The sequence below is a fragment of the Citrobacter sp. EC_71 genome, assembly GCF_019584005.1.
Classification (GTDB): Bacteria; Pseudomonadota; Gammaproteobacteria; order Enterobacterales; family Enterobacteriaceae; genus Citrobacter; species Citrobacter werkmanii.
Map to the genome: position 1 here is coordinate 1 of NZ_VDAY01000035.1, position 26,144 is coordinate 26,144.

General features: G+C 50.1%; 20 protein-coding genes and 2 pseudogenes. 9 read left to right on the plus strand and 13 right to left on the minus strand.

The window, feature by feature from the left end; translation table 11 throughout:
• Positions 1-111 precede the first annotated feature (111 nt).
• From FHD02_RS22775 to rclA, 4 genes and pseudogenes are all read right to left on the minus strand, one after another.
• A pseudogene (locus FHD02_RS22775) lies at positions 112-231 on the minus strand (pilus assembly protein PilZ); the annotation flags it as partial.
• A gap of 568 nt (positions 232-799) precedes the next feature.
• Entirely contained in the window at positions 800-1,360 is a 561-nt protein-coding gene (rclC, locus tag FHD02_RS22780; protein ID WP_038638553.1) for a reactive chlorine resistance membrane protein RclC, read from the minus strand.
• Positions 1,361-1,371: 11 nt separating this feature from the next.
• Positions 1,372-1,602, minus strand: a complete 231-nt coding sequence (gene rclB / locus FHD02_RS22785) for a reactive chlorine resistance periplasmic protein RclB (protein WP_038643060.1) — start codon at positions 1,600-1,602, stop codon at positions 1,372-1,374.
• Between the two features lie 168 nt (positions 1,603-1,770).
• Complete coding sequence (gene rclA / locus FHD02_RS22790) at positions 1,771-3,096, minus strand: reactive chlorine resistance oxidoreductase RclA (protein WP_137370901.1); 1,326 nt, start codon at positions 3,094-3,096, stop codon at positions 1,771-1,773.
• Positions 3,097-3,329: 233 nt separating this feature from the next.
• Here rclA and rclR point away from each other — a divergent pair, with 233 nt between their 5' ends.
• Entirely contained in the window at positions 3,330-4,184 is an 855-nt protein-coding gene (gene rclR / locus FHD02_RS22795) for a reactive chlorine-specific transcriptional regulator RclR (RefSeq protein WP_137360453.1), read from the plus strand.
• 52 nt (positions 4,185-4,236) lie between these two features.
• On the opposite strand, the gene FHD02_RS22800 is transcribed toward rclR, so the two are convergent.
• The 4 genes from FHD02_RS22800 to FHD02_RS22815 form a co-directional block, all read right to left on the minus strand.
• Positions 4,237-7,380 carry a CusA/CzcA family heavy metal efflux RND transporter gene (locus FHD02_RS22800; RefSeq protein WP_220394336.1) on the minus strand — a complete coding sequence of 1,048 codons (3,144 nt, stop codon included), beginning with the start codon at positions 7,378-7,380 and terminating at the stop codon, positions 4,237-4,239.
• A gap of 11 nt (positions 7,381-7,391) precedes the next feature.
• Positions 7,392-8,684, minus strand: a complete 1,293-nt coding sequence (locus FHD02_RS22805; RefSeq protein WP_061381614.1) for an efflux RND transporter periplasmic adaptor subunit — start codon at positions 8,682-8,684, stop codon at positions 7,392-7,394.
• Between the two features lie 76 nt (positions 8,685-8,760).
• Positions 8,761-9,108: a cation efflux system protein CusF gene (cusF, locus tag FHD02_RS22810; RefSeq protein WP_137370902.1), complete on the minus strand. Its 348-nt coding sequence runs from the start codon at positions 9,106-9,108 to the stop codon at positions 8,761-8,763.
• A 32-nt stretch (positions 9,109-9,140) separates the two neighbouring features.
• The gene (locus tag FHD02_RS22815) at positions 9,141-10,523 is read right to left on the minus strand and encodes an efflux transporter outer membrane subunit (protein ID WP_220394337.1); all 1,383 of its coding nucleotides are present in this window, start codon (positions 10,521-10,523) and stop codon (positions 9,141-9,143) included.
• Positions 10,524-10,718: 195 nt separating this feature from the next.
• Between FHD02_RS22815 and cusR the strand changes: the two genes are divergently transcribed.
• The 5 genes from cusR (at position 10,719) to uspF (ending at position 14,652) form a co-directional block, all read left to right on the plus strand.
• Positions 10,719-11,402, plus strand: a complete 684-nt coding sequence (gene cusR, locus FHD02_RS22820) for a copper response regulator transcription factor CusR (RefSeq protein ID WP_220394338.1) — start codon at positions 10,719-10,721, stop codon at positions 11,400-11,402.
• Positions 11,392-12,843 carry a Cu(+)/Ag(+) sensor histidine kinase gene (locus FHD02_RS22825; RefSeq protein WP_220394339.1) on the plus strand — a complete coding sequence of 484 codons (1,452 nt, stop codon included), beginning with the start codon at positions 11,392-11,394 and terminating at the stop codon, positions 12,841-12,843. Before cusR ends, FHD02_RS22825 begins: the two co-directional genes overlap by 11 nt.
• Positions 12,844-12,963: 120 nt before the next feature.
• Positions 12,964-13,173 carry a hypothetical protein gene (locus FHD02_RS22830; RefSeq protein ID WP_110498601.1) on the plus strand — a complete coding sequence of 70 codons (210 nt, stop codon included), beginning with the start codon at positions 12,964-12,966 and terminating at the stop codon, positions 13,171-13,173.
• Positions 13,174-13,256: 83 nt separating this feature from the next.
• Positions 13,257-14,060 (plus strand): MBL fold metallo-hydrolase, encoded by an 804-nt coding sequence (locus FHD02_RS22835; protein ID WP_220394340.1) that lies wholly within the window; start codon positions 13,257-13,259, stop codon positions 14,058-14,060.
• A gap of 163 nt (positions 14,061-14,223) precedes the next feature.
• Complete coding sequence (gene uspF / locus FHD02_RS22840; protein ID WP_038638520.1) at positions 14,224-14,652, plus strand: universal stress protein UspF; 429 nt, start codon at positions 14,224-14,226, stop codon at positions 14,650-14,652.
• 66 nt (positions 14,653-14,718) lie between these two features.
• On the opposite strand, the gene torD is transcribed toward uspF, so the two are convergent.
• From torD to torC, 3 genes are read right to left on the minus strand one after another with little or no spacing between them, the layout of a single operon-like run.
• Complete coding sequence (gene torD, locus FHD02_RS22845; protein ID WP_220394341.1) at positions 14,719-15,333, minus strand: molecular chaperone TorD; 615 nt, start codon at positions 15,331-15,333, stop codon at positions 14,719-14,721.
• Positions 15,330-17,870, minus strand: a complete 2,541-nt coding sequence (torA, locus tag FHD02_RS22850; RefSeq protein WP_220394342.1) for a trimethylamine-N-oxide reductase TorA — start codon at positions 17,868-17,870, stop codon at positions 15,330-15,332. Before torA ends, torD begins: the two co-directional genes overlap by 4 nt.
• Positions 17,860-19,038 carry a pentaheme c-type cytochrome TorC gene (gene torC, locus FHD02_RS22855; protein WP_042309930.1) on the minus strand — a complete coding sequence of 393 codons (1,179 nt, stop codon included), beginning with the start codon at positions 19,036-19,038 and terminating at the stop codon, positions 17,860-17,862. Before torC ends, torA begins: the two co-directional genes overlap by 11 nt.
• 131 nt (positions 19,039-19,169) lie before the next feature.
• On the opposite strand from torC, the gene torR reads away from it, so the two are divergent.
• Positions 19,170-19,862, plus strand: coding sequence for a two-component system response regulator TorR (gene torR, locus FHD02_RS22860; RefSeq protein WP_137360445.1), 693 nt, complete (start codon positions 19,170-19,172; stop codon positions 19,860-19,862).
• On the opposite strand, the gene torT is transcribed toward torR, so the two are convergent.
• On the minus strand, positions 19,835-20,866 hold the full coding sequence (torT, locus tag FHD02_RS22865; RefSeq protein ID WP_220394343.1) for a TMAO reductase system periplasmic protein TorT: 1,032 nt from the start codon (positions 20,864-20,866) through the stop codon (positions 19,835-19,837). The two genes, torR and torT, sit on opposite strands and share 28 nt — an antisense overlap.
• Positions 20,867-20,948: 82 nt before the next feature.
• On the opposite strand from torT, the gene torS reads away from it, so the two are divergent.
• Together torS and FHD02_RS22875 are read left to right on the plus strand one after the other, a co-directional pair.
• Positions 20,949-23,711, plus strand: coding sequence for a TMAO reductase system sensor histidine kinase/response regulator TorS (torS, locus tag FHD02_RS22870; RefSeq protein ID WP_220394344.1), 2,763 nt, complete (start codon positions 20,949-20,951; stop codon positions 23,709-23,711).
• Between the two features lie 591 nt (positions 23,712-24,302).
• Positions 24,303-25,373: an acyltransferase gene (locus FHD02_RS22875; protein ID WP_220394345.1), complete on the plus strand. Its 1,071-nt coding sequence runs from the start codon at positions 24,303-24,305 to the stop codon at positions 25,371-25,373.
• Between the two features lie 29 nt (positions 25,374-25,402).
• On the opposite strand, the pseudogene FHD02_RS22880 reads toward FHD02_RS22875, so the two are convergent.
• Positions 25,403-26,144: pseudogene (locus FHD02_RS22880) on the minus strand (hypothetical protein); the annotation flags it as partial.

Sequence of the window (26,144 nt, forward strand, 5' to 3'; positions counted from 1 at the left end):
TGATCGGCATCGCTCAGTCCGGTTGGTGATTTTGGTTGGTTTGGCGATTGATCAGATCGCACAATCCGGGCTGAGTTCCCTTTCAGTGATCTACTATTCCGCGCAGCTATTTAGCTGTGTGATAACGCTACTGTTTTCGCATAAGACTTCCAGTTTCGTTTTCTTGTGCAGCTCTTCACGAAGGATAGCGATGATTTCAAACTTGTTGTCCTTTGCTAATCCAAAGCTCATTCTAAAACCCTTATTTCCATATTTAAGATATGTCCCGCTTTTGGTTACCCAAAAACGCGAGATCAGCATCCGCCCTGGTGCTTAATTACCATAGTGGATTCCATGTCAGACAGTTGGTTAAAAATTAAGTTTTTAACTATCTTTAGCCAATTATTGATACGTAAAAACATTTAATCAGGATAATTCTAGCTTAAGCCGCGCTTAAAACTACGCGAACTTATGGATTAACTATAACAAAAATGAATAATAATTTTATTTAAGATGCGGTTTTGAGATAACAAATAGCAAGAATTGCACAGAAAAAAACAAAGAAAAATGAAGGTGTTGGGATGGTTGGGCAATGCGCAGGTTGTCGCGCTTTTGTCGTCAGTGCGTATGATGCTTACATCTTCATATCATTAACTGCCAATACAGCCTGACGCGTGATTGTTATAAAGTGAATAATAACATTTTATATATTAAATAAATTTCCCTTAAGTCAGAAAAAAGCCAGCATCCTGCTGGCCCGGCAAATACCGAATAGAACTAGAGTGGCTTGCTATCTTACAGAGGGTACAACGTTAAAAATTCAATACCGCTGCTTAATTATTGATCGAGATGAGTCTGCGATGATCATCACTGCTCCCGCCAGCATTAGCGTGTCTTTCAATACCAGACGCCCGGCCCCGGACAAGTACGGAAAACCATGATGTAAATCGCCCAACGGCATTACCCATGCCTCTGGTGTGGTAATCAAAAAGGATAAGGTAACAATCGGCGTGGCAAATGCCAGTATGCCGCCAATTAATCCCAACCAACGGCTAACAGGATTTGCCAGCACCAATAAAGCGATAAGAACTTCGACTACGCCCAGACCATTGGAGAATGTATAGGTATTATTCGCCGCCTGCCATTCACGCTCCTGTGGCTTAAACTCACCTTCGTGGGTTAAATGCTGCTTATACTCTTCTGGATGTTCATAAAAAAATGACATTACCGGGCTATTAGCAACAAATGGCGTAATACTGTCAGCTTCGTAAGGTACAAATTTTAATAACCCAATCCAGATAAAAACAATTGCAATGCTCAGGCGAATTAAGGTCAATCCAATTTTATCGCCCTTACTGAGTAAACGCAGATACTTTTCCATGCAGGCTCTCCTCACTTGTATAAAATTGCCGTTGCGTGAGTGCTGCCATCAATGCGCATTGAGGTGATTTTCCAGGACGTTGCATTATTTTCCTGCGCCAGTTTCGCAATAGCATCCTCTATTTCGGAAGGCGCACCAGATATGGCAGACACGCTAACATGGACAACTTCGGTTTGCGCCAATGCGGAAAATGTCACCGGTGCAGTCAGTAACGCGGTCATTAGTAACGTAGTTTTAAACATGTTCATTCCTATTTCCATTAAACAGTGATTTCAGTGGCACTATAATAAAACATGCCAATTTATTTTATTTCATCCAGGACGCCAGAATAACTGTCAATGAGTATCCAGCCGTTAAAAAGACAAAAAAAGCCCCACACGGGTGGGGCAAACATGCAGACTACGCTTTTATTATTTAACGAGAGAAAAGAGATCGTTTAATGATTCACTCATACTCGGATGGGTAAATATTTGATCGCGTAAGGTTGTATAGGGTAATCCTGCATCCATAACCGTCTTGATGATATTAATCATCTCATGTGAATCCACACATAATAGCGAAACACCTAATATCTGTTTCGTTTCACTATCCACCACCGCTTTAAGTACGCCGCGTGTGTCATCCATCACTCGCGCACGCGGAATCGCCGCCACCGGCAGCGTGACTACCTGCACAGAAGCACCGCTGGCGCGAGCCTGTTCTTCGGTCATCCCCACGCGGGAAAGCGGCGGCGTCATAAAGACGGAATACGGTATATTTTGACGATCGCCGGTGTGACGTCTCCCCTCGCCTAACAGGTTGTCACGCACAATACGGAAATCATCCAGTGAAATATAAGTGAACTGCAACCCGCCGGTAACATCGCCCATTGCCCAAATATTATCTGCCGATGTACGCAAATATTTATTCACAATAATGGCACCGCGGTCGTTTACATCCACACCCGCTTTCTGCAACTGCAGGTTTTCGGTCGCCGGTTTGCGGCCCGATGCCACCAGCAGCGCATCCACAGTCTGAGCGCCCTCAGGCATTTTCACCTGTACCGCGCCGTCCCCGGACGAAACCGCCTGTACGTTGGCGTTAAGGATAATCTCAACGCCTTTGTCGCGTAAAATCCTGGCGATAGTTTCGGCAATATCCCGATCTTCACGGGCTAAAAACAGCGGAGCGGCTTCATAAAGGGTAACTTTGCTGCCGAAGTTAGCAAACATTGATGCGAACTCCACACCAATGTAACCGCCACCCAAAATTCCCAGACGTTCAGGCCGTTGCGTCAAATTCAACAGCCCGGTGCTGCCAAACACCCCCGGTGTGGTGGTTAACCCTTCCACGTCTGGAACCGTTGACTGCGCGCCGGTATTAATAAAGATCTTCTCGCCGCTTAGCTCAATCGCGCCTGTTGACTGCACGACTCGCACAGTATGGTTATCGACAAACTCAGCACGACCGTCGATCACATCGACATTTTCCAGGTCGGCCAGATTATGGAAGTTTTTATCGCGCAGGAAACTGACAACGGCAGCCTTGCGCTGCATCGCCGCAGCAAAATCATGTTGAAGTTCAGCGTCATGTACCAGGGTTTTGGTTGGAATACAGCCGATGTTGATGCATGTCCCGCCATACATGGTGTTCGACTGTTCAACAATCGCCACCCGCCAGCCCGTTTTTGCCAGGGTAGCTGCCAGCGTTTTACCCGCTTTGCCAAATCCAATAATAATCGCCTGATACTGATTCATGCTCTCTCCGCCTGGTCACTGTTCATTTGTTGAACTGAAGTATAGGGGTAACCAGACAAGGGAAATGTATCCAGAACGCGCTTATTACTGTTAAATCGTCTAAATCACTTTTAACCTCTTTTCATGAAACACATAAGCATAATAAATTAACACCTTGAAGGTATTACTTTAATTTAAACTTGACGAGATAATTCCGCCAAACCAATAGTGATTAAAACTGCCCAGGAGTCTTCATGGATGCCCTTAGTCGATTACTCATGCTTAACGACCCGCAAGGCTCGATCGATCAAAACTGTTTGTTGAGCAGAAACTGGCAACTGCCGCATGCGGCGGGCGAGCTATCCGTTATCCGCTGGCATACAGTCACTCAGGGAGCAGCCCAACTTGACATGCCTGACGGGACATCTTTCACCCTGCGACCAGGGACTCTCGTTATCCTGCCGCAGAACTCCGCCCATCGACTTTGCCAGTCAGGGGATGAACAAACGCATATCGTTTGCGGTAGCCTGCGACTGCACGCCACCTCACGCTATTTTTTAACCGCGCTGCCGGAAGCACTGATTCTGGCGCCTGAAGAAAAGAGTCCCGTCAGCCATTGGCTCAAGGCCGTGATTGCGCTATTGCAACAGGAATCCATTAGTGGGCTGCCGGGTTCCAGCGCTGTATGCAGCCAACAATGCGCCACGCTGTTCGCCTTAGCCGTTCGTGAGTGGTTAACCAGAGCATCGCCCGCACAAAACGTGTTGAATTTACTGCTGCACCCCAAACTCGGAGCCGTGGTGTTTCTGATGCTCGAATCACCGTCCTTTGCGTGGACCGTCGAAGAGCTGGCGAAACGCGTACACATGTCGCGGGCCAGCTTTGCGCAATTATTCCGTGAAGTCTCAAACGCCACACCGCTGGCGGTGTTAACCACTTTGCGCCTGCAAATCGCCGCTCAGATGTTGTCACGCGGATCTCAACCATTGATTGTGGTAGCTGAATCGGTGGGCTACGCCAGCGAGTCATCGTTTTATAAAGTCTTTCTACGCGAATTCGGCTGTACGCCGGGCGAGTACCGCAAACGCGTGAAAGCGCTGGAAGCATAGAGCTACGCCTGCTTCGGGGTACAAACCGAAGACAGGCGTATGATTGATAAGGTTACTTTTGCTTGCGATGTCTGTGCAGCCACATCAGCTTATAGGCTGCCGGAATAATGAATAGCGACAACAGCGGCGCAGTAATCATCCCGCCAATCATCGGTGCGGCGATGCGGCTCATCACTTCTGACCCGGCTCCTGTCCCCCACAAGATGGGCAACAGCCCGGCGATAATCACCGCCACGGTCATCGCTTTCGGGCGCACGCGCAGTACAGCGCCGTGATATAACGCTTCATCCAGTTTATCTGCCGTAAAGGTTTGCGGATTTTCCAGCGCAGGCTCTGCTTCTATGGCGTGGCGTAGATACATCAGCATCACCACGCCAAACTCCGCGGCCACGCCAGCCAGCGCAATAAACCCGGTTCCGGTCGCAACCGACATATGGAACCCCATCCAGTAGAGGAACCAGATGCCTCCTACCAGCGCAAAGGGAACGCTGGTGATAATCAGCAGCGCTTCGCCAAAGCGACGGAAAGCCAGATAAAGCAGGACGAAGATAATCATCAGCGTCATCGGCACCATCAATTTGAGCTTATGGCTGGCGCGTTCAAGCAGTTCGAACTGACCGGAGAACGCCACGCTGGTCCCCGGCTTTAACTGTACCTTTTCCGCGATCGCTTTTTGCAGATCGTTCACCACCGAAACCATGTCACGATCGCGGGCATCGATGTAAATCCAACTGGTGGGTCGCGCATCTTCGGTTTTTAACATTGACGGCCCAGAAACGACCGTGACATCCGCCACATCAGCCAGGGTGATTTGCTGTTTCATGGGGGTCAGAATGGGCAAATTACGCAGCGCTTGCGGGCTATCGCGATAGCTCTGCGCATAGCGAAGGTTGATAGGATAACGCGCGATCCCTTCTACCGTTTCGCCCACCATCGCGCCTCCCACAGCGGAGGTCACAAACAGCTGTACATCGCCAACGGTCATGCCATAACGGGCCGCTTTCTCACGATTAATATCCACGTTGAGATAGCGTCCCCCTACCAGACGCTCAGCTAACGCAGAGGCGACGCCCGGCACGGTTCTGGCCACCTCTTCAATTTGTTCCGCCGTGGTGTCGATATCAGCCAGAACGTTACCTGACACTTTAATCCCAATAGGGCTTTTTATCCCGGTAGAGAGCATGTCGATGCGGTTACGAATAGGTGGTACCCACAGATTCGCCAGCCCCGGCAAGCGCACGGTTTTGTCCAGCTCGGCGATGATTTTGTCCATCGTCATACCCGGACGCCACTGATCCTGCGGCTTCAGTTGGATCGTCGTTTCAACCATTTCCAGCGGCGCGGAATCTGTTGCGGTTTCCGCCTTGCCGGTTTTACCAAATACGCGCGCCACTTCAGGAACGGTCATGATCAGCTTATCGGTTTTTTGCAGCATGTCCGCCGCCTGCGCCGCCGAAATCCCCGGCAGTGTCGAAGGCATATACAGCAAATCGCCTTCATTAATCTGCGGCAGGAATTCACCACCGACTTTATTCAGCGGGTAGATAACCGTCAGTATTGACAGCACCGCGACCAGGATTGTGGTTTTGGGCCAGTGCAGCACCTTCAGCAATAGTGGATGGTAAATACGGATCAGGAAGCGGTTAAGCGGATTGCTGCTTTCCGCCGGTATTTTCCCGCGGATCCAGAACCCCATCAGGATCGGAATAACCACAATGGCCAGAAACGCCGCGCCCGCCATGGCATAGGTTTTGGTGAACGCCAGCGGACCAAACAGCCGCCCTTCCTGCCCTTCAAGGGTGAAAATAGGAATAAATGACAACGTGATAATCAGCAGGCTGATGAACAATGCCGGACCGACTTCCACCGAGGCGTCGGTAATGACCTTCCAGCGCGTGGCGTTATCCAGCGTTTCACCCGGATGCTGATGCCCCCACTCTTCCAGTCGCTTATGGGCGTTCTCAATCATCACGATTGCCGCATCAACCATCGCCCCGACGGCAATAGCAATTCCCCCGAGCGACATAATATTGGCGTTCAGCCCCTGGAAATGCATCACGATAAACGCGATACACAGCCCCAACGGCAGGGAAATAATCGCCACCAATGCCGAACGCAGATGCCACAGGAACAGCGCGCACACCAGCGCAACGACGATAAACTCCTCCAGTAGCTTGTAGCTCAGGTTATCAATGGCGCGGTCGATAAGCTGACTGCGATCGTATGTTGTAACTACCTCAACGCCTTCCGGCAGGCTGCTTTTCAGCGTATCGAGTTTGGCTTTAACGGCGGAGATCACCTCACGCGCATTTTTACCGGATCGCAGAATAACCACGCCACCCGCGACTTCGCCTTCGCCATTGAGTTCGGCGATCCCACGGCGCATTTCCGGCCCAATCTGGACGCGTGCCACATCGCGCAGATAAACCGGTACACCATCGGCCCCGGTTTTCAGGACGATGTTATTAAAATCATCAAGCGTTTGCAGATAGCCACTGGCACGAACCATATATTCGGCTTCGGCCATCTCCACCGACGAGCCGCCCGCTTCCTGATTTGACGTATCCAGCGCAGATTTCACCTCCGCCAGGCTGATGCCATATTGCGTCAGCTTCATCGGGTCGATAACTACCTGGTACTGTTTAACCACGCCGCCCACCGAGGCCACTTCCGCCACGTTAGGAATCGTTTTTAACTCATATTTTAAGAACCAGTCCTGAAGAGAACGTAATTCCGCGAGGTCATGTTTTCCGCTGCGATCCACCAGCGCATATTCAAAGATCCAGCCGACGCCCGTGGCGTCCGGCCCCATTTCAGCACTAACACCTGCCGGTAATTTTCCCTGCACCTGGTTGAGATATTCCAGTACGCGCGAGCGCGCCCAGTAAGGATCGGTACCATCCTCAAAAATGACGTACACGTAGGAATCGCCAAACTGCGAGAAGCCGCGCACCGTTTTCGCGCCGGGTACCGACAGCATGGTGGTGGTCAGCGGATAAGTGACCTGATTCTCAACGATTTGCGGGGCCTGTCCGGGGTAGCTGGTTTTGACTATCACCTGGACATCAGAGAGATCGGGCAGCGCATCAACCGGCGTGTTAATGATGGTCCAGGTTCCCCAGATGCTGAGAAACAGCGCCCCCATCATCACCAGGAAACGGTTTGCCACTGAACGGCGGATAATCCATTCAATCATTTATCATATCCTCAATGTGAATGGGTCGCCTGGGCCGGCATCGCGCCTGCGTCTTGCGCACCACTGTTCTGGGCGCGCATACGGTCAAGGGCACCAGAAATATTCGCCTCGGAGTCAATCAGGAACAGACCGCTGGACACCACTTTTTCACCTTCAGTCAGGCCTGAGCGAATAGCCGTCTGCCCCTGAGATTCATGGAAAACAGCCACCTGCTTCGGCACAAATCGACCTTCCTGATCAACGGTAATCACCCGCTGTTCGGTACCCGTATCAATTAACGCTTTAGACGGGATCAGCAGCATCGGCTCGCTTTGCGTTTTCAATTGCAGGTAAGCATTCATTCCAGGCTTGAGCGCTTCGTCGGGGTTATCAACCTGCAAACGCAGCTGGAGGGTACGCGTGGTGGCATCAACGCTTGGCAAAATACTCCACTTACTGATGGTGAATGGCTTATCCGGCCAGGCAGGAACCGTGATGCGAAATTGCGAGGCGTCTTTAATCAGCCAGGCAATAGATTCCGGGACCGACGCGCTGACCCATACCGGATCCATTCCCTGAATTTTCGCGACCACATTGTCTTTAGAAATGTTCATGCCGGTACGCAAATCGAATGCGGTGATCACCCCATCAATGGGGGCTTTCAGGGTAAAGCGGGTCTGAATTTTACGCGTCGACTTTAAACGCTGGATATCCGCTTCCGGCATACCGGCAAGGCGTAATCGCTCCAGAATCCCTTCCACCTGCGTCGCGCTGCCGCCGGTCTCGCGCAGCAGCAAATATTCGCTCTGTGCCTCAACCCAGTCAGGAATCGTCAGGTCAATGAGCGGAGAACCCTTCTTGATTTTGTCACCCACGGTAAGCGGGTAAACCTTCTCGATAAAGCCAGCGGAGCGTGCCTGGACAATAACAAACTGGTATTCGTTATAGCTCACGTTAGCCGGGAAAGTTTGCGCATAGTGCAGTGGCCCCCGACGCACGGGTTCCGTTTTTAGCCCCAGATTCTGGGTCTGAGTGGGATCGATGCGCACACCAGGTGCTGACGCGCTTGCGGTCTCTTCATCGGCATATTTCGGGATTAAATCCATATCCATGAACGGCGATTTGCCCGGCTTGTCAAAACGCGTATTCGGATACATGGGGTCATACCAGAACAGAACTTTTCTGGCTTCTTTTGGCGAAGCCTGTCCGGTTTCGGTCGATACTTTTGCGGATGAATAATAAGTATAAACACCGACAGAAATAATTCCGCCTGCAATCATGCCAGCGAGAATAAGCGCGGTATTTTTAATATTTAAAGACGCCATAATGATTTCCATTGCGCGATAATCTCACCCGCGCTCGCAAGAACCCGGGCAAGAATTAAAGAGACCAGCGAGAACGTTATTTATTGATGTGAATATCGCGTAAAACAGAGATATTTCCCTGCTGAACAAACGTAAACGCGACCTTATCACCCGGCTTAATATCGTCAGCCCTGGTATCGGCCACCAGCGTAAAACGCATCGTCATGGCCGGCCAGTTCACCGCCGGAATATGATCATGTTTAATCGTGACTTTTTTACTCTCCATATCAACAGCTTCAATCACCCCGGTAGCGCTAATGCGTTGTTCCTGCTGAGCCGCCGGCTGCATATTCATCATCTCGCTATGTTGATGCTCATTGGCCTGAGCGTTAAATATGACCACAGAGAAAAGGCTTAACAGCACGGCTTTGGCGGTAGTATTCATAATTGATGCTCCTGAAAAGTTAATATTAAGGATTACTCCACCCAACCGCCGCCTAAGGCAGCAAACAGCTTAATTTCATTAACCTGCTGGGAGTAATTAAGATCGAGCAGCGATTGCTGCGTGGCAAATAAAGAACGTTCAGCATCCAGAACTTCGATATAGCTAACCGCGCCATTCTGATAAAGCGCTCTGGCGCGTTGTAGCGTGATTTGCAATGACGCCAGGTAGCGCTGCTGGCCGCTAATTTGCTCGGCAATGCTTTGGCGCAACGCCAGCGCATCCGCCACCTCTTTAAATGCGCCCTGAATCTTTTGTTCGTAATTCACCACCGACTGCTGTTGGCGAATTTCAGCCAGATCGAGATTGGACTGATTACGTCCGGCGTTAAAAATGGGAATATCTATTTTGGGGACAAAATTCCACATGCCGCTGGCAGCATTAAATAAGCTGGAGAGATCGCTGCTGCTACTGGACACAGAGCTGGTCAGGGTAATCGACGGGAAAAATGCCGCCCGCGCGGCGCCGATATTGGCATTCGCCGCCATTAATCCGTGCTCAGCTTCCATAATATCCGGGCGCTGCAACAGTATCTGCGACGAGAGTGATGGCGGCAGCGTAACCGGTTTAATATCTCCGCGACTGAGCGCCCGATCCTCGGGTAATTTTCCGTAGGTACCCAGCAACAGTTGCAGCGCGTTATTCGCCTGCGCCAGTTCACCTTTACGCTTCGCGATTTCGCTGCGCGTACTTTCAATCACGCCCCGCGCCTGTTCCAGCGCCAGTACGTTAGTGCTACCGGTGACCAGTTGTTTTTCAACAAAGGCGTAGGAACGCTGATAGTTTTGCAGCGTTTCTTCGGCAATTTGCAGTTGTGCATAAGCCAGACGCTGATTGAAATAACTTTGCGACACGTTAGAGATTAATGAGATATGTACCGCCCGACGCGCCTCTTCGCTGGCAAAGAAATTCTGTCGATCGGCTTCACTCATATTTTTCAGCCGACCAAAAAAATCCAAATCGAAACTGAGATTCAGCCCGGCCTCGAATTCGCGATCGGTGCTGCTGTCGCCTTTTAATTTACCGCTGTAGGTACCGCTGGAGCCTGCCGTAATTTGCGGATAGCGGTCAGCGTCCGTGACGCCATATTGCGCTCGCGCCTCCTGAACCTTCAGCACTGCCATACGCAAATCGCGGTTATTGACCAGCGCCTCACCAATCAGCGCCTTCACCTGGTCGTCAACGAAGAAGGTTCGCCAACCGGTGTCCTGATAATTCCCAGAGGCTGACACCAGCGCATTCTGGCTTAAGGAGAATTGCTGTGGCACCGGTAAAGCCGGGCGCTGATAGTCCGGCGCTAATGAACAACCGGCGAGAACGAATATCGCGCTGAGGGTAAGAAGCTTAAATTTGCTCATAGTTCTTCTCGTCCTGACCGGACTGATGACCCTAAAATATGTAGGAATTTATAGGGTTGTACTTTAACGAAGTGACTCTGTTTAACCGGTGACAGGAAAATGACAAAACTGTCATTTTCCCAATAACCGATTGCTATCCGATCCCGCTTCCCTAGAATTGAAAGTCCGCACAAGCAGTGCGAGAAGGAGAATGCGATGAAGATTTTGATAGTCGAAGATGAGAAAAAAACCGGTGAATATCTGACAAAAGGCCTGACGGAAGCAGGTTTTGTCGTGGATTTGGCGGACAACGGCCTGAACGGGTACCACCTGGCGATGACCGGCGATTACGATCTGCTCATACTCGACATCATGCTGCCGGATGTAAACGGCTGGGATATCGTACGCATGCTGCGTAGCGCCAACAAAGGCATGCCCATTCTTCTCCTCACCGCGCTGGGTACTATTGAACATCGGGTTAAAGGTCTGGAATTAGGCGCTGACGATTATCTGGTCAAACCGTTTGCCTTTGCCGAACTGTTGGCGCGGGTCAGAACGCTATTACGCCGGGGCGCGGCGGTGATTGTTGAAAGCCAGTTTCAGGTCGCAGATTTAATGGTTGATCTGGTGAGTAGAAAAGTCACCCGCTGCGGGGCGCGCATCACCCTGACCAGCAAAGAGTTTACGCTGCTTGAGTTTTTCCTGCGCCACCAGGGAGAAGTTTTACCCCGCTCGCTGATTGCCTCTCAGGTCTGGGATATGAATTTTGACAGCGATACCAACGCCATCGACGTCGCCGTTAAGCGTCTGCGCGCCAAAATCGATAATGACTTTGAGCCGAAACTGATTCAGACCGTGCGCGGTGTGGGATATATGCTTGAGGTTCCTGATGGCCAGTAAACGATGGCAACGCCCTTTTTCCCTGGCGACGCGACTGACCTTTTTTATCAGTCTGGCGACTATCGCTTCATTTTTCGCCTTCGCATGGATAATGATCCACTCAGTAAAAGTGCATTTCGCCGAGCAGGACATCAATGATTTACAAGAGATCAGCACCACGCTGGAGCGTATTCTTAATCAACCGAACGAACCTGAATCACGCCGACTGGAAACGCTAAAAAACGTCGTGGCGGGTTACTCGAACGTCATTATTTCTCTGGAAGATAGCAATCAGAAGGCTATTTTTCATTCACCTGGCACCCCGGATCTCCGGCAATTTATTGCCAGTGCAAGGCCGGATAAAAATGCCCATGCCCGCGATGTCTTTATTATATCTGGTCCCATGCTGCAAACGCCCAAACATACGCACGGGCAGATGACATCATCAAACTGGCGCATGATTCGTTTGCCTGTCGGACAGCTTGCCAATGGAAAACCGGCATATACGCTGTACCTGGCGTTATCGATCGATTTTCATCTGCACTATATTAATGACCTGAAAAACAAACTGATTATGACAGCATCGCTGATTAGTATGATGATTGTTTTTATCGTGCTGTTCGCCGTTTATAAAGGCCATGAGCCTATCCGTAATGTCAGTCGCCGCATCCAAAATATCACCTCGAAAGATCTCGACGTACGCCTCGACCCGCAAGCCGTGCCTATTGAACTGGAACAGCTGGTAAGTTCGTTTAATCACATGATCGAACGCATCGAGGATGTTTTTAAACGTCAGTCGAATTTCTCAGCGGATATTGCCCATGAGATCCGCACCCCAATTACCAACCTGGTCACGCAAACAGAAATTGCGCTGAGCCAGACCCGTAGCCAAAAAGAGCTGGAGGACGTGCTGTATTCCAATCTCGAAGAATTTGGCCGGATGTCGAAGATGGTGAGTGACATGCTGTTTCTGGCGCAAGCGGACAACAATCAACTGATCCCGGAAAAGACCGCGCTCAATCTGGCTGATGAGGTCAGTAAAGTGTTCGACTTTTTCGAAGCCTGGGCAGAAGAGCGTGAGGTTGGTTTACGCTTTGAGGGGCGCGAATGCTGGGTATCGGGCGATCCGTTAATGTTACGCCGGGCAATGAGTAATCTGCTTTCAAACGCCATGCGCTACACGCCAAAAGGCGAGTCAGTGACCGTGCGGGTGAAAGAGACCGATGAACAGGTGCAGATAGTCGTTGAGAACCCCGGCCCGCCAATTCCTCCGCAACATCTTCCGCGACTGTTTGACCGCTTCTATCGGGTAGATCCTTCCCGGCAACGTAAGGGAGAAGGCAGCGGTATTGGCCTTGCGATCGTGAAATCGATAGTCATTGCCCATCAGGGAAAAGTTGCGGTGACATCTGATTCACATGCCACCCGCTTTATTCTGACGCTGCCCCGGCATGCAATTTAATCTTTAGTGACGACGGTTAAGTCATTCCTGTTCTCTGACTTAACCGTCATATTCCTGTCACGTCGCTGACAGCGTGCGCTAATTATAATTTCTTCCGTAAACCCACACAGGAGAAATATGATGAATAAGATGTCCTCTTTTTTAGCTATCGCGTTTTTTATCTCAGCGGGCGTTAATGCGGCAGAAACGTCATCCCATGCACAATCATTTTCACAAATGAATGAACATGAAAAAGCGATGGTAGTACATCAGTCGACAAATAATGCTCATTCCTATGCCCATGAGCAACAGGCGGAAAAACACCGTGCGCAGGCAAACTCTGCACAATAACGGATAACGCCAAAGGGCGCTGCGATCACAGCGCTCTCAAAAGCAGTGCGATACAGTATGCCGTTTTAAGACTGGAGTCAGGCATGGCTTTAACCCTCACGGTATTGCTTGAAAACCGGCGCGCTGCTGGTGCAGATAAATCATTACGGGCAAAGCCTGGATTAAGTCTGTTAATTCAGGATGAAACCACCACCATACTGTTTGATACCGGGCCGGATGACAGCTTCATACTAAACGCTGCGCAAATGGGGATCGACCTGACGCAATTAACCGCCGTGGTGCTGTCACATGGTCATTACGATCATTGTGGCGGCGTCCCCTGGCTTGCCGATAACAGCCGTATTATTTGCCATCCTCAAATAGCCTGCGAGCGTTACGCGTCGATAACGCTTGCGGGAAAGCCGCGACAAATTAAAAAACTCTCCCGCGATAACGACTACTCTCGTCTGAATATGGAATACACCCGCGAACCGTTGGCGATAAGCGATCGTTTTTTGTGGTCCGGGGAAATTAGCGTACCCACACCGCAAGCCTACGGTATTATTCGCGAGAAAACGCCTCAGCCGGATTACATCAGCGATGAAGGCGTATTGATCTATAAATCTGACCGCGGGCTGGTGATCATTACCGGCTGCGGGCACCGGGGAATAGAAAATATCGTCCGCCATTGCCAGAACATCACCGGCATTGGCAAAATTCACGCCCTCATCGGTGGGTTCCATTTACGCGCCGCCTCCCCCGCTAAGCTGTGGCGGACGCGGCAATTTATTAAGCAGCAGCAACCGGAAAAACTGCTCGGCTGTCATTGTACCAGTTCGTGGGGACGGATGTGGCTACCGGGAACAAAAGCCCCGGCAACGGGGGATGTCATCGTGCTGGCGAACTAAAGGCGGTAAAACGTGCCCCACATCTGCATTAGAAAACGGGAACTTACGTTCCCCGTTTATCATTAACGACAATTATGCACGTAACCTTGATCTGGTCACTTATTATACAGAGACAACCTTGGATACACTCAGGATAGAGGTAAACAAACAGGAGGTAGTGAATATGTATCGCTCAATTCTGGTGCCCATTGATATCTCTGAAGCCGATTTAACCCGCCATGTTGTGCCGCAGGTTCAGGCGCATGCCAAAACCGCCAAGGTCCATTTTCTGGCCGTTATTCCTACCGTTCCGTTCTATGCCTCGCTGGGACTGGCCTACTCTAGCGAATTCCCGGACCGCAGTGGTCTGCAGGCCAAGGCCAGCGAAAAACTCGAAGAGATTGTTAAGCAATTCAACATTCCTGCTGGCAGGAGTCAAATCCACGTCGTTTACGGCCCGCCGAAGGATCAGATCCTCAAACTGGCGGAAGCGGTTGACGCCGAACTTATCGTCATCGCCTCGCATAAGCCCGGTTTTAGCACCTACCTGCTGGGTTCAACGGCTTCTGCCGTAGTGCGCCATGCAAAATGTCCGGTGCTGGTTGTACGTTGACACTGGCTAACACAATAAAAACGGGCGTAAATTTTCGCCCGTTTTTATTCCGACGCAGATCAGCACTCAGTGCTGATTATCCAGCCTGACCAATGCCAGCAACAGCTGGCTCAGTGCGCCATAAAACCCGAAATCATCATAACGACAGCATTTAGCGGTGAATTCCGGTAACCAGCGTAACAACCCCGCCAGCGTTTCTCTGCGCAGCGCGTCAATTTGCCGATGACGCAAGCCAGCTTCAGCCAGTGAAAAATGCAGATGGCTCAGCAGTTCGACGAAAATCGCCAGGTGATCGGCTGATTCGCTAAACGTATCGCTGACCTGCATGCCCGCATCAGATAACAGTTGTTTAATGACGCCGTAGTTCGGTCCCTCTTCAAGATGAGCCGACGCATAGGGTAATGCCGCATGTTCATCCGACATCAGAAACAGGCTGCAAAAATCAGCTGCCAGTTCCAGAGTGACGTCTTCACGCATCTTAAGCGCCGCAATTTTTTCCTCCAGCAGAAGTACTTCCGCCTCAAGCGATGGCTCACTTTTTAGCAATGCAAACCACTCCGCCATTTCGCTGGACTGCAACTGCTCCAGGCTTTCGTCATCTCGTTCACGGGAAAATAACTGCGCCAGCCAGGCGTAAACGCAGGCCACCTGCTCGGGTGTCAGGGAAGAGTCTTTCATCATGACTTCACCTGCTCTGCCGGAACATATTCGCACTGCGCCACCATTTTTATCGGGCCGCTGAACGCCGTCACATTCGCCAGCTTGCCAGTATATTTCTCGATTTCCACCAGCGCAGTATGGGCACTGGTGGCTTGTGCCAATTGAGACGTGCCGATATCTATCGTTAACACGTTCGGGTTGCCGTATTTGCACAGTGCCCCGATTTCTCCGCCGTTCTCCGGGTCGTACCAGGCACCTTCATGAATACGCACGACGCCAGGCGAGTAGAGATCGGAGACAACTGCCCCGGCGAGCACTTGTCCACGCGCATTAAATACACGGACGATATCACCATTGCGAATTCCTCTTGCACTGGCATCTTGCGGGTTGATAAACACCGGTTCTTTGCCACTTACCGCATAATGCTTACGTAGCGCTTCAGATTCACAAAGCTGCGAATGCAGACGGAAGTCCGGGTGGACGGATTGCAGATGCAGCGGCCAACGCTGCGACCCCGGCCCGCCGTGTGATCGTTCGATTTTCTCAAACCACATCGGATGCCCCTGGCAGTCGTCATACTGCATATCGGCAATAGTTTTCGAGAAAATTTCGATCAAACCGCTTGGTGTCCCCAGCGGCTCAAGATCGGGATCTTCGCGGAATGCCTGATGTCGAACAAACATCTGCGGATGCTCGAACTCAACGTACTCCTGCTGATTCCAGAAGACGTCAAATGCCGGGAGATGAACGCCGCGCCCTTTCCCCTGCAGGCTTCCTTCCTGCCAGATCCGCTTCAACCACCCCATCTCATCCAACCCTTCGGTGAAGGCCTCTTCACGATTAAAGCGGCGGCAAAGATCGCGGAAAATATCGAAATCATTCCGCGCTTCAAATTGCGGCTGTACCAGCTGTTTCATGGCGATAATGCCGCGGTTGGAGTGGTTGCCATACTGGTCGAGATCGTTACGTTCAAATTGCGTCGTCGCGGGCAATACAATGTCGGCGAAGCGACAGGTCGAGGTCCACTGATTATCAATAGCGATAACGGTTTCCAGCTTCCGCCAGCCCTCAATAATGCGGTTGATCTGCTGGTGACGATGGAACGGATTGGTCCCGGCGAAAACGCACATCTTCAACGGCGGCAGTTTCACCGTTTTACCGTTCCAGTTAATTTGCTTGCCCGGCTCCAGTATCGCATCAATAAAACGTGCAATAGGGATGGTACTGCTATAGCCCTTATAATCGGTGCTGTCATGTATCGGAGGAACGGTAGTGGAGCCAGAAAAACCACTCAGAATTACACCCTTACGGCCTGGCGTACCCGCGCCGTTATAGTGCCAGCCAAAACCAAAGCCCCCGCCGGGTAAACCGATTTGTCCGAGCATTGAAGCCAGCACCACAATCATCCACGCCCATTGCTCCCCATGCTGCATGCGCTGGACGCACCAGCCGGCAATAATTTGCGTTCTACCACCCGCCATCTGCCGTGCCAGTTCACGAATCGTGTCGGCATCGATCCCACATATTTTTTCCGCCCACAAGGCATCTTTAGGCTGTCCGTCACTTTCTCCCAGCAAATAAGGCAGAAACTGTTCAAACCCTACGCAGTAGTTATCGAGAAAATGCGGGTCATAGAGCTTCTCGGTATAGAGCGTGTGCGCCAACGCCAACTGTAGCGGCACATCAGCCTGCGGATTTACGGCAATGTGTTTAACCTTATCACGACCCAGATAGTCATGAGTCGAGGTGATGACCGGGTCAATACTGATGACAGAGATCTCGCCACGCGCCACTTTTTCCTTCAACTGCTCGTAGTATTCATAGACATCATGATCCGGACACCACCAGTTCGCCTGCTGGTTTTTGATCAGATCGGAGCCCCACAGCACAATGGTTTTGCTGTTCTTCAACACCAATGGCCAGGAGGTTTGTTGCTCATACACCTCCATTGAACCCACCACCCGCGGCAGGATCACCTGAGCGGCGCCGGTGGAATAGTCTCCCCCGGTGCCCACGCTGTTGCCGTGCAGCGCAATGGCGCGCGCCAGCATGCCGGAAGCATTATGGAACATGCCGGTTGATTGCCAGCCGCTGGCCGTGAGCAGCGCACTTGGACCATAGTTCTTCTGAATGCGCTCCAGCTCCTGATAGAAGAAGTCCAGCGCTTCATCCCAGGAAACGCGCACAAAGCGGTTATCGCCGCGCTGTGTGGTATCGCTCTGGTGTCGTTTACGTAACCAGTCAACGCGCACCATCGGATAACGGATACGCGCGCTACCGTGCACATGATCCGGCAGTCCGGCGATCATTTTGGACGGGTACTTATCACGCTCAAACGGCTTCGCCTCGATAAAACGTCCATCAACCACGGTGGCACGGATTGCTCCCCAGTGAGAACCGGTCAAAATTCCTTCTCTAACACCTGTTCCCTGTACCTCGGCGGCACTGGCGCTACGCGGTGTGAGTAGAGAGGGTCCTACCATACCGGCTACGGTCAAACCGCCCAATTGCAGCAGAAAACGTCGGCGAGATGCCTGAAAGAGATCGTTATTTTTCATTGCTTTCTCCCGTAGCGCTATGTGGCTTGTCCGTGGTGTCAGAGGCATTCATCTGCAGATATTTCAGCAAGGTACGTTCTTCGCGTTTATCCAGACTGGTAAACCCAATCATGCCGTTCAACGTGCCAATCCAGCCGTTGGCGTCAAAGTGTTCTTTCTCTGGGGCGCCGTGGCACTGGTTACAGGTTCCGTTATAGAGTGAGTCGGCATAGGCCCAAATCGGCTTGATGTCGTTAACCATATCGCCCTTGTGCATCCAGGCGGTAGCTTGCAACTTACTCCACGGCGTATTCGTTTCCGCGACGGTGGTTTGCTCCAGCGTTTTCACGTGCTGCTGGATATCACCGCGAATAGAAGCCACAAAAATGCGCTTACCCGGCAGTTGCGCCAACACGCGCTGACGTCCGTTACTTTCGGTCCAGCCCACAATTTCGATTTGCAGCCAGTCGCCGTCACGCTTTAACACTTTGACTTCAGAGGCGGGCAGCAGTGATCCTGCGGGTTCTTTATCACCTTTCGCGGCATACAGAGGTTTGATGTCAAGGGAGTAGAGCGTATCGCCATCATCATTCGCACTGGCGCGAAGCGCATCAAACTGCTTGCGGAAACCGCTACTCATGTCGGGAAGTTGGTGCGCAATGCCTTTATGGCAGTCAATACAGGACTGGTTATCCTTCGCCGCAATTTTCATCTGGCGTGCGGCTTCAGGATGCTGTTTAGCGTGATCCATCGCGTCATAGTTATGACAGGAACGACAGGTTGCGGAGTTGTTCTCTTTCATTCGCGCCCATTCGCGCTCCGCCAGCTCGGCGCGTTTGGCTTCGAATTTCTCAGGCGTATCAATAGAGTGGGCAACAAAGGTCTGGTAGATATCGTTGCTGGCCTCCAGCTTACGTTTCACCATACCAGGGATATCTGATGGAATGTGGCAATCGTGACACTCCGCGCGCACCCCGGAGGCATTCTGAAAATGCACCGACTGTTTATATTCTTCATAAACCGGCTGCATGCTGTGACAACTCACGCAAAACTCGGTTGAACTGGTTAATTTAATGCCAACGTGCGGTAAGACGATCAGCGCGATGCCGACCACAATCCCGATAACGACCAGCGCCAACACTGACCAACGTGCGCTCGGTCTGAGCAGCGCCCTCCATAGTTTCCGCATAATAGCCCCTGTAATTATATGGTTTAGTTACAGAGGATCTTATTTATCAAATGTGAACAGCAACACTGGTCAGGATGAATGGCTTACGGCACAATGTGAACAGATATGAACAGAAAGAGACAGCAACCAGGATGTCGCATCACATAGTCATTGTTGAAGATGATCCGGTCACCCAGGCGCGGTTACAGGCTTACTTCGAACAGGAAGGTTATTACGTCTCAGTCACCGCCAGCGGAGCCGGCCTGCGTGAAATCATGTCGCTACACCCTGTCGATTTGATTCTGTTAGACATCAATCTTCCGGACGAAAATGGCTTAATGCTGACGCGCGCCCTGCGCGAACGCTCAACGGTGGGCATCATTCTGGTGACGGGTCGCAGCGACCAAATTGATCGTATTGTGGGCCTGGAAATGGGCGCTGATGATTATGTCACCAAACCGCTGGAGCTACGTGAACTGGTGGTTCGGGTGAAAAATTTGCTCTGGCGGATCGATCTTGCCCGCCAGACGCAGCCGGAGACCAAAGACAACTGCTATCAGTTTGCCGGATATTGTCTGAATGTCTCCCGCCATACCCTGGAGCTTGGCGATGAAGCCATCAAACTCACCCGCGCCGAATATGAAATGCTGGTCGCCTTTGTCACTAATCCGGGGGAGATTCTCAGTCGGGAACGCTTATTACGCATGCTTTCCGCACGACGGGTAGATAATCCTGACTTACGCACCGTGGACGTTCTGATCCGCCGTTTGCGCCACAAGCTGCGGGCCGATTTGCTGGTGACACAGCATGGAGAAGGCTATTTTTTAGCAGCCGATGTGTACTGATACAGATAAACAGGTCGAAATCCGCCGGGAGACAGTGAGCGCTGAACATGCCGGCTGTCGGCATTTTTCGACGTAAGCACGAGGATCGGCGGACTGATATTTTCCGGCACCGACTGTCCTTGTAACACCCTGATAGCCTGCTGAATCGCCAGTTCGCCTTGCCAGACCATTTGATCGCTGGTAGCCATAATAATTCTTTCGCGTTTAAGCCCGCGATACACCTGATGCGACAAATAAAAAGAGACCACGGTCAATGGCGTTCCCTGATTACGCCTCTCCCCCATCGCCGCTTCTGCCGCAATTGCCGTACCGGCAACCACATCGGCATCCGGGTGACGCTCAAGCATCTCCTGCAGCAGGTTACGCTGTATTTCAATATCATTATCACCCAACGCCATATCCACAATCTGTACCTGACTACCAGCAATCGCCTGGCGGAATCCATCCACCATTTCGCGGCTGCCGCCCGCGTCGTCAGGGCCTGGCAATAATAAAACTTTTAGTGGTCTGCTACCGCTCCATTTAACCAGATAGCGACCTGGCTGATACCCCATCTGGAACCACGGCACACCAACCCGGGCTTTGACCGTCGCGTCATGTATCGCATTCACCACCTCAATAACCGGCAGCGTGCCCACCTGCGCCTGCAAATCCGGAAAAGTCGTCGTGCTACTGCCTAACAAAATGGCATCCGCGCCCCATTGCTGACACTGGGCGATTTGCGATTTTTGCGTGCTAAACTGTCGATACCCTCCCGCTTCAAACACCTTCAGGCTTACCCCATATTTTCTTGCGGCCTCAAGCATGCCGTAATTGACTGAAAGCCAATAGGAATCCTTCAGACTGGGATACAGCGCGCACAGTTTCCATGCCTTGTTTGCCGTCACGGTCAGTTGCGATTGCGGGACAGTCTGTCGCGTACCCTGCCAGCGCAGCAATACGGACTCGGTCGCGTGACCCAGACCGGGAAAAAGTGTGATCAGCAGGAAAAGCAATACGCGCATGATAGCCTCATCATTGATAAGGCTTTATCCTAGTTGTTTTCCTCTTTTGGACTCAACCTTTTTAATCTGTGGCGACCAGACAGTGAATTTATCTCTGACCAAACGACTGTGGATTGGCTTTGCGCTGATGGCGGCACTGACCCTCATCAGCACGCTGGTAGGCTGGTATAACCTGCGTTTTGTCAGCCAGGTTGAGCAGGCCAATACTCAGGCGCTTATCCCGACCATGGATATGGCGCGCCAGCTCAGCGAAGCCAGCGCCTGGGAACTGTTTGCCGCGCAGAATCTGACCACCGCAGATAATGAAAACATGTGGCTGGCTCAGGGACGGATGTTAACCGCCCAAAGCCTGAAAATAACTGCATTACTGAAAACCCTTCGCGAGCAGGGCTTTGACACCTCGGCTATTGAACAACAGGAAAAAGAGATCGCCCAGTCGTTAAGCCATCAGGGGGAGATGGTTGGCGAGCGTTTGAAGCTACGCGATCAACAGCAGCAACTCAGCCAGCAAATTGTTGAGGCCACCACAGACGTAGCCGAAATGGCGCGCGGACAGGCCAATAATGCCGCCACGTCTGCGGGGGCTACTCAGGCAAGCATTTATGATCTGATTGAGGGCCGTCAGGGCCAGGCCGCTGAACAAGCGCTGGACAGGCTCATTGATATCGATCTGGAATATTACAATCAGATGAACGAACTGCGTCTGAGCGCGTTACGGATGCAGCAAATGGTGATGAATCTGGGGAATAACCAGGCGCAGAATAACCTGGCGGCGCTGGAAACCCAGCTCAATGCCGCCGTGAGAGTGCTTCACCGCCGACAAATTCGTATTGAGGATCCGGTGGTACGCGCTCAGGTTGCCAATACCGTCGATACGATTGGCCGTTATGTTGATCTGCTGGCTCTGTATCGTCAGGATAATGACATCACCACCCGGTTACAGATCTTATCGCAGAACAATATCGAGCAATTCACCCGTTTCAGTAGCGAAGTCAGTCAGTTGGTGGACATTATCGGCCAACGCAACCAGACCGGACTGGCGCATCTCAAACAAGCCAGCCAGCGCGGGCAAAACCTGTTGTTGCTGTTGAGCGGCGTCTCATTGTGTCTGTTGATTCTCATTCTTTGGCGTGTGGTTTATCGCTCAGTCACCCGTCCGCTGGCACAGCAGACGCAGGCGTTACAGCGCCTTCTGGAAGGCGATATTGATTCCCCCTTCCCGGAAACCGCGGGTGTTCGCGAACTGGATACCATTGGTCGTTTGATGGATGCCTTTCGTACCAGCGTTCATACGCTCAATAGCCATCGTGAGCATCTGGCTGCTCAGGTTAAAGCTCGCACCGCAGAGCTTCATTCTTTGGTATATGAACACCGACAAGCGCGCGCTGAGGCCGAAAAAGCCAACCAGGCAAAATCGGCGTTTCTTGCCGCCATGAGCCATGAAATACGCACTCCGCTGTATGGGATCCTTGGCACCGCGCAATTGCTCTCAGACAATCCCGCTCTGGCGCAACATCGGGATAATTTACGCGCCATCACCGACTCGGGCGAGTCTCTACTGACCATCCTTAACGATATTCTGGACTATTCCGCCATCGAAGCAGGTGGTAAAAATGTAGCGATCGGCGATGAACCTTTTGAACACAAACCCTTGCTGGAAAGTTTGCTTCAGCTAATGCATGGCCGCGTCGCGGGTAGCCCCGTCGAGTTGGTAGCGGAATTTACCGATGACGTACCCATTGCCCTACGCGGCGATCCGCGGCGCATCCGACAAATTATTACTAACTTATTAAACAACGCACTACGCTTTACCGATCATGGACACATCATCCTGCGTAGCCGGCGTGAAAACAAAGACTGGTATATCGAGGTTGAAGATACCGGATGTGGGATTGACCCCTCCCGTCAGCGCGATATTTTTCAGCCGTTTGTACAAGTCAGCGGCAAACGTGGGGGAACCGGGCTGGGACTCACCATCAGCGCAAGTCTGGCTCAGGCGATGCGGGGAGAATTGAGCGTTACCAGTACACCCGGTGTCGGGAGCTGTTTTCGACTACGTTTACCATTACGCGCGGCCTCAATGCCCATGGTTAAATCCATCCAACACAGGGTATCGTTACAAGGTTTGCGTTTATTACTTATTGAGGATAATCCCCTCACGCAGCGCATCAGCACGGAAATGCTCACTCTCAATGGTGCACAGGTCACCGCTGCCGACAGCGCTGCTAACGCGCTAAAAATATTGCAGAAAGATGCTCGTTATGACGCTGCCCTGGTTGATTTCGATCTGCCGGATATCGACGGTATCACACTGGCACAACAGTTAACCCACGCGTATCCGGGGCTTAACCTGATTGGCTTTAGCGCGCACGTTATCGACGAAACGCTTAGCCAAAGAACCAGCGCCTTGTTTCTCGGCATTATTCAAAAACCGGTCCCCCGGGATGAACTCAGTCGGCTGATTACCCATTATCTGCATCTGCGCGATAACGAAGCCACTTCGCAAATCCCTGGGGGGGAAAGCGCACGGTTGGACTCTCAGCAATTGGCCGACGATATCCAGGCCATGGGAGTGCAAAAAGTACATGAATGGTTAGCACTCTTTAAGCAACATACCCTGCCTTTATTAGATGATATTGACGCTGCACGCGCAGAAGGCGAATACGAGCAGCTAAAGCGCCTGGCGCATCAGCTCAAAAGCAGTTGTGCCAGCATGGGAATGCGCTCAGCCAGCAAGATGTGTGCAGCGCTAGAACAACAGCCGTTTGCGGACTTTTCACTCAGAGAGGAAGTGCAACGCAGTCTTAATGAAGTAGAAATATGGCTGGAGAAGGAAGGTTCGTAGCGATACGCAGAAGCTAAGAATTGGGGCTTACTTTGAAATGGTACGCCCTGTAGGATTCGAACCTACGACCTACGGCTTAGAAGTTCCTAGAACTACCTTCTAAGTCAATAACATACCCCATCAATACTGCGCTCACACGTCCCACCTTAGAAAAAGATAGAAATTGGTCGAAAGGCATATAAAAGCCTTTGCGTCCCATTTTTGTCTCACATCACCTGGCTGTCAGCGAACTCAGCATGACACGATCAATGTACAACCACGCAGCTTATCTCGATACACGCCGGGAGATGATGCCGTGGTTGGCAGACTGGCTTGATGAAAAGGTATCATAGGAAAGCAACACAAGGCCTTGCAAACCGATGCAAAGCTTTGTGTGTTCAGGTATTGTGTTATATATTTAAAAAGTTATAAAATACATAATTACAGGAAGTAACCAAGATGCAAGCAATGCCTATTTTTGATTGTTATTTTAGTTTTATATTCACAACATTTACACTATGTAACTTATTTATATTTATAGCATTGAAAACATATGTTTATTCATGTTTTGAATGTGCTTTTTAAACTGATCGGAATTTGTAGGATTGTTTGATGATAAATTCTATACAATATCTAAGGGGTATTGCAGCCCTAATGGTTGTCTTCTTCCATTTGAGAAAATTTCTAAATGGAACATATGAAATTAGTAATATAGGCAATGTTCTATTCTCAAAAGGAAGTATAGGTGTTGATATTTTTTTCGTTATAAGCGGCTTTATAATATCACTATCAACACAAAAAAACATGTCTAAGTATTCATTTATAACGAAGAGAATTTTCAGAATTTATCCTGTTTATTTTATTCTTTTAATATTACTGGTGTTTTTATTGCCAGGTATAAAGGCAGAAGATTTTCACAAGGCTTTATACTTCTCTCATCTTAATTATAATGATGCGGCTCCAAAGTATGGATATTCTGTAATCTATGTTGCATGGACGCTTACTTATGAGGTAGTGTTTTATGGTGTCTTCATGATGTCAATGTGGATCTCATGGAAATATAGAACTTTAATTTGTTCTTTGCTATTAATTATTTTTATGATGATTATCCAGCTTTCATTTAATGGCAGCATAACTGTTAATGTCGCAGGGGGTGTAAATTATAGCGGGCCATATGCGCAAATAATATCGACACTATCATCACCGCTAATGATTGAGTTTATAGTTGGCATGGCTATTTATGAATTGCATAGATACATTGTTGATAACAGAGTTAAATTACACAAAGCAATAAACCATAAAACAATATCTATTTCTATTTTCATTTGCTTGTGGTGTCTATATTTTGGTAATTTCAACGACCACGGAATTGATAATTTTGGGATAATTGCCTCCGCTATAGTCTTCCTTTGCCTTTCATACGAATGGGTAAAGCCAATAGGATATCAAAAAAACTTTCACTGGCTTGGTGATATATCATATTCACTCTACCTGTTTCATGTGGTAGTTCTAATAATTCTATCTGATTACATTGGTGGGGCTTTTTCAAAAGAAAAAGGGTTGATAATATTCTCGGTAGTTTTAATAGTGAGCTTAATTGGATCGCATATACTATACAAAATAATTGAAAAACCGTTTATAAAAGCAGGAAACTACGCTTACGCTAGGTTAGTAAATAATTAATTGCAAGGCGGCTGCATGCCGCCTTAGCTTTAGAAAAACTCCTTGCATGTTGTATACATTCCATCATTAAGTGGGTGTCCACCTGATGAAAAAGCCGTACCGTAATACTGCTTATTGTAATTTGGCTGGAAAGAAAAATAAGCACCAAGAGAGTTATCTTGGATATTAACCTGTGAAAATGAGCAATTAATTGTGGCGGTATCATCACTTCTAAACTGTTGAATAAACCCAGTCTGACCAAGAGCAACGTCACCGTCATCAGTTTTATTTACCAGCAATGGTAAATGTATCCAGTCAAAATTCCTACAACTGGTTGCCATGTGGGTATAAATGCGTTCACAAATAATAGGTGTTCCAGCATTCAATTTAAGTGAAAATCTGGTTGTATGAGTACCATCGCCGAAGATAGTACTTGCAACATAGCGATAAGATGATGAACCGATGGTTATTACTGACGAGCTATGCAATATTGCACTATGTGTTAAGAGCAAAACTGGTGCCGATCCAGAATCTAGATTATAAGAACTATTTTCTGTTCTTAATCTCTGTAAGAAATCACCATGTCCACCGTGAAAAGTACCGAAGAATTTCCCTGTTGATTTTTCTTTTGCAGCGAACTCAGTTGCACCACCGCCACCAAAGTAATATGCGGGTCCGCTAAATAGCTGCGCGGAATAGTAGATCACTGAAAGGGAACTCAGCCCGGATTGTGCGATCTGATCAATCGCCAAACCAACCAAAATCACCAACCGGACTGAGCGATGCCGATCA